Origin of the sequence: Robertmurraya korlensis (assembly GCF_023715225.1) — a bacterium.
Classification (GTDB): Bacteria; Bacillota; Bacilli; order Bacillales; family Cytobacillaceae; genus Robertmurraya_A.
In genome coordinates this window covers 35,206-46,685 of the sequence record NZ_JAMBNS010000006.1, presented here as the reverse complement: position 1 = coordinate 46,685, position 11,480 = coordinate 35,206, and the positions used below count along the sequence as shown (strand labels likewise).

The window sequence follows — 11,480 nt, the reverse complement described above, 5'->3', positions numbered from 1 at the left end:
ATTTCTTATGCAAAAATAGCTATAACTTAACTGGATATCTTCAACACAACTTTTCCAAAATTGCTCCCTTTTTCTATTCGATCTTGGGCTTGTTGTATTTCTTCTAAAGAATAAACCGAATCTATAGCCGGGCGTAATTGATAGTCTTCATACAGTTTCAGCATATTCGTAAAATCTTTTGGTGAACCCATGGTGGAACCAAGTATATCCAAGTGTTTAAAAAATATTTTTGGCATGACGATTTCTGGGATTGGTCCAGCAGTTGCTCCGAAGCTTACAATTCTTCCACCATTACTTACTACATTGATTAGTTTAGAAAAACTAGAGCCTCCCACACTATCAACAATAAGATCTGCCGAATCTTTCATTTTTTCCTTAAGTAGCCGATCCCAACCTTCTTCTTTATAATTTACACCACCAGTAGCTCCCATGCTTATCGCATTTCTAATCTTCTCGTTGCTACTAGACGTAACAAATACTTTTGCTTTTACAGCAACAGCCATTTGTAGAAGAAAGGTTGCCACTCCACCACCAATCCCAGGAATTAATACAGTCTCACCTTCTTGAAGTTTTCCTCTAGTAAATAATGCACGGTAGGCTGTTAACCCTCCTAATGGGAGCGCTGCAGCTTCTTCCCAGCTAAGGTATGCGGGCTTGGGGAATATATTTTCTTTAGGTACTTTTATGTATTCAGCAAAGGTTCCATCTGAAGGAACACCAATAATATGAAACCCTTTTGAATAGAAGTTTTCATTTTCTCCCCAATTTAATGCAGGATAGATTATGACTTCAGAACCGTCTTCTAACACCCCAGCCCCATCAGCTCCTGGTATTGCAGGTATCTTAATTCCTGGATATTGTCCCATTCGAACATATATATCACGACGGTTCAAAGCTGACGCCTTTAACTTTACAAGAACTTCATGAGTATTCGGTATCGGCTTCTCTACTTCCTCTAGTCGAAATTGCTCTGGTCCGCCTTGCTCACGTAATACGATCGCTTTCATCCCTTACCCTCCCCGTTTTTCTTTGACTCTACTTTTAGTTTAGCGATTGACCCTTACAGTTTCTACCTTCTTTTTTCGAGGTTTTTTATTCATTTCGACTCTCTAATCGCAAAATACCAAACTTTCCCTCAGCTTTTAGGGAAAGAACACTAGTTTTGATAGCTTTTGTCTTATGGCAGGAATCTAACTAGTTTCATAGAGAATAACAGTTAATAATAGCACCTCACTAAATTTTTATAAGAAAGGAACGTCACTATGATAAATCATGAAATTACAAGAGCCTATTCCATCCAAGAGGTATCAAAACTACTTGGAATTCCTTCTGGAACAATTAGACAGTGGGAAAAAGATTTAAGTGGACTTTTAGTCATTCCGCGTACAAAGCAAGGTGCGCGATACTATACAAGTGTTGAAATTAAACTATTAGAAAAAATTTCAGCTATGAGAGCTCAAAATGTGGGCAAGGGAATGATTCGAACCCTTCTAGAGAAACACTTACAATCACCTTCAGAACCTGCCTCCGAGTCATTCGAAATGATGTTGGCAACGACAGATGTAGCAGAAACAGAAAAAACAAACGAGTACTCGTTACAATTAACTGACATTCAAGCTAGCCTTCAAATCTTAAAAGATGGTGTGATTCACGAAGTAAGGCGAGAGATGTTAGAGCAACGTTCGATCCTTATGGATGAAATCAAACACGAGTTAGCAAATTCATCTTTACAAACAGTCATTGACCTTTCAAAGTCTATTCAAAGATCAAACGATAAGCGAAAAGCTGACATGCAAGTATTGACTGAAGCGATTCATTCTAATTCGAAATATACCTCTGAAACCTTCGGAACATTATCAGAAACCATTGCGAAACATTCGAAAGCAACCTCTGAGACCATTGAACAAAAAATTGAACAAATGAACCATGCTGTACAAACCGAAAATGATCAGCTTCTATCAGCAGTGTCGCAAACCGTAGCAGACGTTAAAAATGATGTTCGAACAGTTGCCTTTTCTTTGCATGAGGATCAACAGCAGCTCAGAGAGTCTATTCACGAGCTCCAAGAATTCACTAGTCATATTCATCAACGTGAAGAAGGATTTCAAGATTTGGTTTCAGCTTTCCGTGAAGCGGCCGCAGCAAAAACCTCAAAAAAGCGCAGCTGGTGGAGACTTTGGGGAGATTAATATGTGGTTAAAAGACAAAGTATGGGTGGATCCCGCTTTGTCTTTTTTGCGGATGGAAACACGCTACCATATTCACAACGATATTTTGAATCACTCGTACCCCCTACTTCTCTCGATTCTCTGAAACACCCAGAACTTACTACTAATAAAGTTCATTCCCATCCCAATCGCTGTACATATGACCTTCGCAATTAAAACAGGAAGATGAAGCAGGTTGATAAAAAGAAGAATCAGTACGGACACTAAAATTAAGGTAGCTACATTGGCTACTACATATTTTAAGGGCTCAGAGTTATTCTCCATTCTTTTATTCTCCTTAAAGGTCCATGAACGATTCATTATAAAACTATTTAACATTCCACATCCATATGAGAGGATTTGAGACAATAGAATTGGACAACCATTTGTAAGTAACAGGCTAAACACACCAAAATCAACTACTGTGTTAATTGCTCCAACAAATGAAAACTTGATAAATTCAATAAGTGTCTGATTTCTCATAATCTCACTACTTTTCCTATTTTTTATCCAGACATAGTATGTTTCAATACAAGTCAAAATATTTATATTTAGTTAAAAATTGTTAGAAATACGTTCCTATCATATAATTACCTTGGTGGTTATATTTCAATTGAGGAGGAAATTGAATGAGTAAATTATCTGGTTACATCAACGGTTGGTTGTCGCATAGAAAGGCATTACTTGAATTACTAAAAGTGGTTGGCGATGAGCAACTCACCTTTAAACCATGGGAAAATGGAATGTCTTTGTCCGAGCTTGCCATTCATATCTCGGGTTCCACTTCAATGTTCGTAAATACAGTAAAAACTGGAGTGTTTACACCTCCAACAGGAAAGAAGGAAGTCTCTACTGTAAAAGAACTGATCGACTTTGTAGAGACTCAAACTGAATTTGCTAAAGAAGAGCTGGAAAAATTAACTGACGAACAATTAAATAGCATCATTGCTTTTGCTGGAATGGACTTACCAGGAAAAGCGATTTTGGAGCTCGCTAAAGATCACGAAATTCATCATAAAGGACAACTTTTTACATATGTTCGTCTTTTAGGAATTGAAGAGGTTCCTTTCTTCATCTATCGTCCATAAAAAAATATAAAAAAACAGGCCTTTTTCCATGCAAGGCCTGTTTCTCTTTTACTCTCCTAAATCAACGTTATGATACACACGTTGTACATCTTCTAAATCTTCTAATGCATCAATTAATTTTTCAAATTGTGCTTGAGCTTCTGGGTCTAAGCTAATATCGTTTTGCGCGAGCATTGTTAGCTCAGCAACCGTAAATTCTGTAATTCCAGCATCTTTAAAAGCAACCTGTACAGCGTGGAACTGATCAGGTTCAGCATATACAATTACAGTATCTTCTTCCTCAATAATGTCACGAACATCAAGATCTGCTTCCATTAATAACTCAAGTACCTCATCAGACGTTTTACCCTCAATACCAAAAACAGCAGTATTATCAAACATATAAGCAACAGATCCGCTTACTCCCATGTTTCCACCGTTTTTGCCAAACGCAGCGCGAACGGTAGAGGCAGTGCGGTTCACGTTATTAGTAAGTGCATCAACAATGATCATTGATCCGCTTGGTCCAAAGCCTTCGTATCGAAGTTCATCATAGTTTTCTTCTGCTCCACCTTTAGCTTTATCAATCGCACGGTCAATAATAACTCTTGGTACGTTATACGTTTTCGCACGCTCTAAAACGAATTTAAGCGCCTGGTTTGATTCCGGATCAGGCTCACCTTGTTTAGCTGCTACATAAATTTCTAACGCAAATTTGGAGTAAACTCTACTCGTATTTGCATCCTTAGATGCCTTTTTTTCCTTAATATTGTTCCACTTACGACCCATAATGAACACTCTCTTTCAACATTATATCTACCTGCCTACTAACTAGGCTTATACTTATACACATGACATATTATACCGCAACAACTCCATTTACGAAAGAATTATCACGATGACTATCACGGTGATATCAAGGTGACAGACACCCTGCGTGGACACTTTCCCTGATTTTGTCCATCTCAGGTGGACAGTGTACCCTTTGGACAATAAAAAAAGCTGCCGTAGCAGCTTTTTTTAATATAGTATCTTATTAATCTCCATCCAACATTCTAAATACGCCACCCAATAGACTACCTTCGTCTCTTCCATTTCCTCCAGCCTGAGGAGCTGCGGCAAACACACGACTCGCTAAACGGCTGAATGGTAGAGATTGAATCCAAACGGTTCCCGGTCCGCGTAATGTAGCAAAAAACAACCCTTCTCCTCCGAATAAAGCTGTTTTCACGCCTTTAACCATTTCAATATTATAATCAACATCCTTCGTCATAGCGACTAAGCAGCCAGTATCGACACGGAGAACTTCCCCTGGAGCAAGCGTTTTTTGATAGATGGTCCCACCAGCATGAACAAAGGCCATTCCATCACCTTCAAGCTTCTGCATAATAAATCCTTCTCCACCGAAAAATCCTGCTCCAATTTTTCTCTGAAATTCAACACCAACAGATACCCCTTTTGCAGCTGCTAAAAATGCATCTTTTTGACAAATAATTTTCCCCCCAAGCTCACTCAGGTCCATCGGTACTATTTTTCCCGGATATGGAGAGGCAAAGGAAACATGTTTTTTTCCAGTTCCTTGATTTGTGAATGTGGTCATAAACAAGCTTTCGCCAGTAATCATTCTTTTTCCGGCTCCTAGCAATTTCCCCATCAGACCTCCGCCACCGGAAGAACCATCACCAAAGATCGTTTCCATATGAATGTGGTCCTCCATCATCATTAAACTCCCTGCTTCAGCGATTACCGTTTCACCAGGATCAAGCTCCACTTCAACAAACTGCATGTCATCTCCATAAATCTTAAAATCAATTTCATGATTATTCATTTACATTTCCTCCAAATTTATCTGTTTGGTATTTTCTTCCTCGTTCTTATTAAACTACTAGACATTGTATATACGAAGAAATTTTATAGAAGTTTCCCTTACATACAATTTTTTTCGACTTCCTTATGTAACACAAATTTCCTGCTAGCAATTGATAGCGTTATGCTAAAAACAAATTTCTTCTTTAAGAAAAATAATATTACACTAACTGACAGATTGCACGTGTTATTTATTATAATTTTCTGACAACAATTGTCTCTAAAATACAATTTCCGACACAGAGTTTGCAATAAATGTCAAGTCTTGCGCTTTCCCGAGAAATAATGTATGTCATGACAAAAATCTACACTAGGCTACTGCCCTGTCAAATATTTGTGTTATTCATAAATTATACCGACAAAGTTTAAAGGAGAGCTGCCCCAAATGTATCACTACCCTACTTATTTTACAAATGATTATGTAGTTCCCGCAACACCCATTCATGACTATTATCGGCAACCACCTCAAATTCAAGGATTTGAAAGAAGATTATCAACATTAGAGAGAAAAAATGAAAACCAATCGAAAGAAATTGACCGCCTGAATAGAGAATTAACACGTCAAATTCAAGAAATAGCAAGAATAAATAAAGAAATTGGCAGAATCAATCAAGAAATTATTCGACTGAACCAAAACGATGAAAAACATACTCGTCGCCTAAGTCGATTGAATCAACGACTAAGAACAGTTGAAAAACGGCTAAATATACCATTTTCCACTCAAGATGATGACTTTTAATAGACTGCAGGGAAGAATCTATTTGGTGATTTCTTCCCCCTTCTCATTCCTCTTAATTTCACCTTATTATTTCAAATTACGAAATAAGTAGTTTGAATTTTAAAAATTATTCTTCGAACCAAAGGAAATTCTATTCCAAGGATAACAAAATTAGGTTATATTAGGTTATATTAGGAATAATCAAAAGTATTTATGAGATGGAGTTGGGCCAATGTTTGAACGCTACAAAGGTAGATTGATTTCAACTATTGCGTTTTTGATTGGAATGACTACATGGAATATGGTTTTCTATGTAGCAAAAAATTATGAGTATGATCCATGGCTAGATCTTCCTTTCACTTTTACCTTTGCAATTACCGCATGGTGCCTTGGTTCGTATTTTGACAAATCAAAAGTACTTTTTAAAAAGCTTTCAAATAGTGAAGAAAACTACAAAAAACTGTTAGAAACAAATACATACTTATTTAACAATTTGAATCAAGTAGTCTACCAAACGGATCACTTGGGTTGTTTTACTGTGTTGAATCCAGCCTGGGAGAGTGTTACTGGCTATTCTCCCATCGAAAGTATTGGGCGCTCCCTATTATTTTATGTGTACCATGAAGACCAAGAATGGATGAACCAACGAGCCATTGATACGATTAAGCATTCCACTCAGATTGTTCAAGAAGAAGTACGTTTACGTAAGAAAGATGGAGGCTTTGTTTGGATAGAAGTCAACTCTAAATTTAATTTTAACGAAAAAGGTAAGCTTATTTCTACGGTTGGAACATTAACGGATATTACCGAATGGAAGCTTTCTGAGTTAAAGTTGCTTCAATTAAACGAGGACTTAGCCATACACTCTGACAAGTTAAGTGTGGTTGCAAATATGTCTGCTGCCATTGCCCATGAGGTTAGAAACCCGCTTACCTCCATTTCAGGATTTATTCAGTTACTGAAAGAGCAACGACATCTTCAAAAAGAGTATATTGATGTCATATTTTCAGAGATTGAAAGAATCGAACTTGTATTAAGCGAGATGCTGCTTTTATCTAAGCCACAAGTTGTCAATCTTAAAAAGTTTGATATCATAAAAACTTTAGACTATGTTATTGCACTTATCAGCACTAAAGCCAATATGAATAGCATTGAAATAATGCTAAAAAAAGATGATAAGCCTATCTGGGTGTATGGAGAAGAAAACCAGATTAAACAAGTTTTTATAAATATTATCAAAAATGCGATTGAAGCCATGCAAAATGGTGGAAAAGTCCACGTAAGTCTTGTGGATGACTGTCAGTTTGTTTCCATTTATTTTTCCGATACAGGATGTGGAATTCCTAAAGATACGCTTGAAAAGATTGGACAACCGTTTTACACGACCAAGGAAAAAGGAACCGGCTTAGGACTTACGACTTGCTTTAAAATCATTGAAAATCACAAAGGTAAAATACATATATCTAGTCAAGTTGGTATCGGAACAACTTTCGAAGTGATTCTCCCACTAACCGAGGCTGAAGTTTCTGCTGCTATATAAAGAAGTACCACTAATAAAGTGGTACTTCTTTTATTAATATACATCTTGTCGAACAAAGACAGAAAAAGAAACAAACAATGCAATAACTGCCCAAACGGCTAGTACCCCAATAGAAAATAAAAGTGTCATCCCGGGTACTGGTGGAGAGCTCCCTGCTAAATATCCTGTTAAATCAAGATTAATCATAAACAAATATTTCGCTGATTGCCAGGAGGATACAAGATTGCTCAAAATTAACCCAGCAATTAAAGCAGCAAGCATGACCCCCATGCTAGCTGACGTACTCTTTAATAAAACGGATAACATAAAACTAAGGGTCCCGACGACAATGGCAACAAACCAGACTAGGCCAAACTCCATTAAAATGTACTGCCACTGATCAATTAATTGAACATGTGAAGTATTAAGTTCTCCTCCTATACTCGTGAAACCTGTTAAAATCGGTGCCTTCCAACCTCCGAATCCAAACACCACTCCTGAAATCACATACGCCAGTAATCCCATAAGGACAACAATAATAGAAATGGACAATAATAATGCAACATATTTACTTAATAGAATCTTCCACCTCTTAACCGGCCTCGTTAATAAGAGCTTTACCGTACCCGCACTCCTCTCTGAAGACACTATGTCTGCAGCAACGATCATAATTAATAATGGAACAAAGAGGGTAATCGATTCTTGCGCAAAACTTCGAACAAATGTAGGAGCACCTGGCTCGGCTGGATTAATATTATTATCGAGATAGTATTGTTGCTGCTGGACACGAATTTGTAATTGAGCTTTCCATTCATCTGAAATACCACTGCTTGTTAATCGGTTTTGTGTATCTACGATTTGTTGCTGTAAAGTGGTTCTCCAATCAACGTCTCCTAATTTTTCAATTTGCCTTTGAACCTCTCGAAATTGTGCATAGGTAAATAGACTAATTAAAACGGCCATAATCGCTATAACAACAATCAGTTTTCTCTTCCTGATAATCTTTAGCATTTCATTATGTATAAGCTTATTCAACGGATTCTCCTCCTGTTAATTCGAGGAATAGGTCTTCAAGTGTAGGCACTTTTCTTTGGATCTCGTGGACCTCTACTCCATTTTCTACAAGCATTCGATTCCACACAGAAGAGTTCTCTGATAACGGAGTTACCAACTGTTTCTCTTCATCCAGTATGACCGACGTAGCCGTCTGCAGAAGCTTCCTTCCCTTTTCAACTGGGGTCACCTTCCAAACTAATTGCTCTTGAAAATTTAATAAATTGCTTACCGTATCAACTTTAATTACTCTTCCTTTTGAAATAACAGCCACCCTATCACACATCAATTGTATTTCACTAAGCAAATGACTGGATACTAGCACGGTTAAGCCTTCTTTTTCAGCTAAAAAGCGGATGAATTCTCTCATTTCACGTATTCCCATCGGATCTAATCCGTTTGTGGGCTCGTCCAAAATCAACACCTTGGGCCTTCCAAGCAGCGCCTGAGCAATTCCTAATCTTTGTCTCATTCCGAGTGAATAGGTTTTTACAGGGTCATTGATTCGGTCTTGAAGTCTGACTAATTTAACAACATATTCTAAATGTTTGGAATCGAAATCTGGTATCATCCTAGAAAAATGTTGAAGATTTTCCATTCCTGTTAAATATGGATAAAGTTCCGGATTTTCTACAATGCATCCTAGGTGACTCATAGCTTTAACAAAATCCCTTTTTACATCATATCCACAAACATGAATGCTACCTGCAGTTGGACGGATTAATCCCACTAACATACGAATGGTTGTTGTTTTTCCTGCTCCATTGGGTCCTAAAAATCCAAATACTTCACCGCTTTTTAGTTCAAAGTCTAGGCCTTTAATAATTTCTCTTTTCCCTATTCTTTTTCGTAATCCTTTAATTGATAATGTTATCTCCGTCATTATAAAACTCCTACCATGTTATTAGTGAAGCTACTCTCTCCGCAATTAATTGATAGCCTTTACTATTTGGATGAAACTTGTCTGAAAACAAGTAATCATTCACCTTAAGTTGAAATAAGTCAAAGGTTGGTACAAAAACTGTATTCGGGTATTGATCAAGAAGAAGGTTGGTTGAATAATTCCAATCTCTAACAACAGCCGTTGTCGTAGCAGCATCCTCAAGGTCAATAAAAGGATTGTATAAGCCCACTAGAAATATGACGGCATCTTGATTGATTGATTTAATCAACTCCATGGTTTCTTTGAGGTTTCTTACATATTGGTCTTTTAATAGGGATATCTCGTCTTGCTTTGGACTAACCAGCGTTTGTCCGCCTTGAAACAAGTCATTTCCACCGATGGTCATTATAATGACATCTGCATCTTTGATTTGATTTTGAATCGTATCCCCTTTTACTTGATTTAGGAGTTGTTCTGAACGGTACCCTTTCACTCCATAATTATGAAGAGTAAGCTTTTCATCTGTCTTTTCTTCTAATTCCTCAACTAGATAACCAATATATCCTTTTCCTTCTTCATCACCTGTTCCCCTAGTAAGAGAATCGCCAAGTGCAACAATGGTTTTTCCTTCCTTTTCGTTTACAATTTCCTCAACTTGCGGTTGTTCCCTCACCGTAGATTTTTCTTTACTCAATTGATTTTGAATGGTCCACGAAAACCCAAATAGCAAAACCAGGAATGCTCCAATCGATAGGAACGAAACAATGGTAACGTACGTTTTATTCATAATTTTTCTCCTAATAGCAGTATCGGTCTATACTCATATTTTACTGACTGAAACCGCTTTGTTCAAATTTGACCTTCTAATTATAAAAAATCCTTACTAAATAATGGATATAATATCTAAATTTGGACAAATTAAAAAGGAAAGAAAGTTACCATTAAGGAGTATGAGAAATGGATTTAATGAACAATATGTCATTTGAAATGACAAAGAGTTTCATCCCAAATATCAGCAAATCTGACAAACTTAAAATTGTAGAGTTAACAAGAGATGGAGTCGTAATTCAAATGGAAAACTCTAATTGTAGGGGTGTTTTTCCACTTGATAGCTTTCAATATTGGATAAAAAAAGGTTCCCTTATCCATTTAGAGGAACAACAAAAATCATCTTAAGAATTAAAAAAACACTGCATTTAAGGATTATCACTATCCTTTCGATTGTCTCCTAACCATCGTTAGAATAGGAAAAAGCCGAAAAAACTCATGGGAGTTAACCAATATACTCCCACTGTTTTAACGGCTTCTCCCATTCTCATAGCCTAATAATATTATGTTGTATCTTCATCTTAGCAAAAATACGTAAAATAAAAGTTAGTTAGGTTGACAATTTTATGAATTTTCATTTAGGTACTCATCATTTGTCTTTTTCTCTTCAGCAACAAGGAAATGATTAACTACTTCTGGATAATCCTTCAACTCTTTTTTCCCTGTATCAGTAATGGTATACACACCCCTGCTGACTTTTTCAAACCAACCATAATAATTTTTAGAGAGAATCGATAGTGTCTTCTCACCCGTCCCTTTTTGTCGAAGTGCTTTTGGAGTCATCGAGCCGTTTCTAACTAACAAACTGGCAATTTGTATACAGTTCTCTTTGTATGCGGTCATAATTTTTGTCTTTGAACTGCCACCCACATTGTAATTAACGTTTCTTCCCTTCATTTCCTCAATCAACTTTTTCCGGTTCCTTACATGATAATTTTTACTTCTCTGTCTGTTAAATGGTTTTGGGGAAAAACAGACTTCCATTTTTGCACCGCTTTTTAAAAAAGAAACAACAATTAACCCTAATTCAAGTCTTTTTAATAAGTGACAAAGATCATGCCATTTCTTTGAGTTCATCTTATATTTTGGTTTAGGAATTGCTATATACACTTGATCCGTTAGCTTTTGCCTTTTTGTTGCCTGCATAAGGAGGTCAACCGTTAATGATAATTTCAACTCGACAACGATTAATTCATCATCCTTTAGCGCCACTACATCACAATGATGAACTTCTCCCTGTACCTCGTAGCCCAGCTTAGAAAAAAACTTTTGTATCGGTTTATATAAATCTACTTCGTAGAGCTTCTTTTCCTTACTTACCATTCCTGTTCCCCTTCTA

The 11,480-nt window shown here is 36.9% G+C and carries 13 protein-coding genes; 5 read left to right on the top strand and 8 right to left on the bottom strand.

What is annotated here, in order from left to right:
* Window positions 1-26 precede the first annotated feature (26 nt).
* The gene (locus tag M3175_RS12230; RefSeq protein WP_251519348.1) at window positions 27-1,007 is read right to left on the bottom strand and encodes a zinc-binding dehydrogenase; all 981 of its coding nucleotides are present in this window, start codon (window positions 1,005-1,007) and stop codon (window positions 27-29) included.
* Between the two features lie 255 nt (window positions 1,008-1,262).
* On the opposite strand from M3175_RS12230, the gene M3175_RS12225 reads away from it, so the two are divergent.
* On the top strand, window positions 1,263-2,189 hold the full coding sequence (locus M3175_RS12225) for a MerR family transcriptional regulator (protein ID WP_251519347.1): 927 nt from the start codon (window positions 1,263-1,265) through the stop codon (window positions 2,187-2,189).
* A gap of 90 nt (window positions 2,190-2,279) precedes the next feature.
* Here the strand turns inward: M3175_RS12225 and M3175_RS12220 are convergent, their stop codons facing one another.
* Window positions 2,280-2,690, bottom strand: coding sequence for a GtrA family protein (locus tag M3175_RS12220; protein WP_251519346.1), 411 nt, complete (start codon window positions 2,688-2,690; stop codon window positions 2,280-2,282).
* A gap of 146 nt (window positions 2,691-2,836) precedes the next feature.
* On the opposite strand from M3175_RS12220, the gene M3175_RS12215 reads away from it, so the two are divergent.
* Window positions 2,837-3,295: a DinB family protein gene (locus M3175_RS12215; protein ID WP_251519345.1), complete on the top strand. Its 459-nt coding sequence runs from the start codon at window positions 2,837-2,839 to the stop codon at window positions 3,293-3,295.
* Window positions 3,296-3,343: 48 nt separating this feature from the next.
* Here M3175_RS12215 and M3175_RS12210 read toward each other — a convergent pair whose 3' ends face one another.
* Window positions 3,344-4,063 carry a YebC/PmpR family DNA-binding transcriptional regulator gene (locus tag M3175_RS12210; RefSeq protein WP_119708731.1) on the bottom strand — a complete coding sequence of 240 codons (720 nt, stop codon included), beginning with the start codon at window positions 4,061-4,063 and terminating at the stop codon, window positions 3,344-3,346.
* Window positions 4,064-4,310: 247 nt separating this feature from the next.
* Window positions 4,311-5,102 (bottom strand): TIGR00266 family protein, encoded by a 792-nt coding sequence (locus M3175_RS12205; protein ID WP_251519344.1) that lies wholly within the window; start codon window positions 5,100-5,102, stop codon window positions 4,311-4,313.
* A 423-nt stretch (window positions 5,103-5,525) separates the two neighbouring features.
* Between M3175_RS12205 and M3175_RS12200 the strand changes: the two genes are divergently transcribed.
* Both M3175_RS12200 and M3175_RS12195 read left to right on the top strand, forming a co-directional pair.
* Window positions 5,526-5,879 (top strand): hypothetical protein, encoded by a 354-nt coding sequence (locus M3175_RS12200; protein ID WP_285852267.1) that lies wholly within the window; start codon window positions 5,526-5,528, stop codon window positions 5,877-5,879.
* 211 nt (window positions 5,880-6,090) lie between these two features.
* The gene (locus M3175_RS12195) at window positions 6,091-7,398 is read left to right on the top strand and encodes an ATP-binding protein (RefSeq protein ID WP_251519343.1); all 1,308 of its coding nucleotides are present in this window, start codon (window positions 6,091-6,093) and stop codon (window positions 7,396-7,398) included.
* 33 nt (window positions 7,399-7,431) lie between these two features.
* Here the strand turns inward: M3175_RS12195 and M3175_RS12190 are convergent, their stop codons facing one another.
* Genes M3175_RS12190 through M3175_RS12180 form a run of 3 tightly spaced genes read right to left on the bottom strand, consistent with a single transcriptional unit; the run spans window position 7,432 to window position 10,100 of the window.
* Window positions 7,432-8,412, bottom strand: a complete 981-nt coding sequence (locus M3175_RS12190; protein ID WP_251519342.1) for an ABC transporter permease — start codon at window positions 8,410-8,412, stop codon at window positions 7,432-7,434.
* A complete protein-coding gene (locus M3175_RS12185) occupies window positions 8,405-9,313 on the bottom strand; it encodes an ABC transporter ATP-binding protein (protein ID WP_251519341.1) in 909 nt (302 codons plus the stop codon). Before M3175_RS12185 ends, M3175_RS12190 begins: the two co-directional genes overlap by 8 nt.
* 10 nt (window positions 9,314-9,323) lie before the next feature.
* Complete coding sequence (locus M3175_RS12180; protein ID WP_251519340.1) at window positions 9,324-10,100, bottom strand: SGNH/GDSL hydrolase family protein; 777 nt, start codon at window positions 10,098-10,100, stop codon at window positions 9,324-9,326.
* Window positions 10,101-10,270: 170 nt separating this feature from the next.
* Between M3175_RS12180 and M3175_RS12175 the strand changes: the two genes are divergently transcribed.
* On the top strand, window positions 10,271-10,489 hold the full coding sequence (locus tag M3175_RS12175; protein WP_251519339.1) for a hypothetical protein: 219 nt from the start codon (window positions 10,271-10,273) through the stop codon (window positions 10,487-10,489).
* A gap of 216 nt (window positions 10,490-10,705) precedes the next feature.
* Here M3175_RS12175 and M3175_RS12170 read toward each other — a convergent pair whose 3' ends face one another.
* A complete protein-coding gene (locus tag M3175_RS12170; RefSeq protein WP_251519338.1) occupies window positions 10,706-11,464 on the bottom strand; it encodes a DUF2161 domain-containing phosphodiesterase in 759 nt (252 codons plus the stop codon).
* Window positions 11,465-11,480 lie beyond the last annotated feature (16 nt).

Bases quoted from the DNA above. Each gene is read 5' to 3' on its own strand.
- M3175_RS12230 (WP_251519348.1), bottom strand. From the start codon at position 1,007: ATGAAAGCGATCGTATTACGTGAGCAAGGCGGACCAGAGCAATTTCGA.
- M3175_RS12225 (WP_251519347.1), top strand. From the start codon at position 1,263: ATGATAAATCATGAAATTACAAGAGCCTATTCCATCCAAGAGGTATCA.
- M3175_RS12220 (WP_251519346.1), bottom strand. From the start codon at position 2,690: ATGAGAAATCAGACACTTATTGAATTTATCAAGTTTTCATTTGTTGGA.
- M3175_RS12215 (WP_251519345.1), top strand. From the start codon at position 2,837: ATGAGTAAATTATCTGGTTACATCAACGGTTGGTTGTCGCATAGAAAG.
- M3175_RS12210 (WP_119708731.1), bottom strand. From the start codon at position 4,063: ATGGGTCGTAAGTGGAACAATATTAAGGAAAAAAAGGCATCTAAGGAT.
- M3175_RS12205 (WP_251519344.1), bottom strand. From the start codon at position 5,102: ATGAATAATCATGAAATTGATTTTAAGATTTATGGAGATGACATGCAG.
- M3175_RS12200 (WP_285852267.1), top strand. From the start codon at position 5,526: ATGTATCACTACCCTACTTATTTTACAAATGATTATGTAGTTCCCGCA.
- M3175_RS12195 (WP_251519343.1), top strand. From the start codon at position 6,091: ATGTTTGAACGCTACAAAGGTAGATTGATTTCAACTATTGCGTTTTTG.
- M3175_RS12185 (WP_251519341.1), bottom strand. From the start codon at position 9,313: ATGACGGAGATAACATTATCAATTAAAGGATTACGAAAAAGAATAGGG.
- M3175_RS12180 (WP_251519340.1), bottom strand. From the start codon at position 10,100: ATGAATAAAACGTACGTTACCATTGTTTCGTTCCTATCGATTGGAGCA.
- M3175_RS12175 (WP_251519339.1), top strand. From the start codon at position 10,271: ATGGATTTAATGAACAATATGTCATTTGAAATGACAAAGAGTTTCATC.
- M3175_RS12170 (WP_251519338.1), bottom strand. From the start codon at position 11,464: ATGGTAAGTAAGGAAAAGAAGCTCTACGAAGTAGATTTATATAAACCG.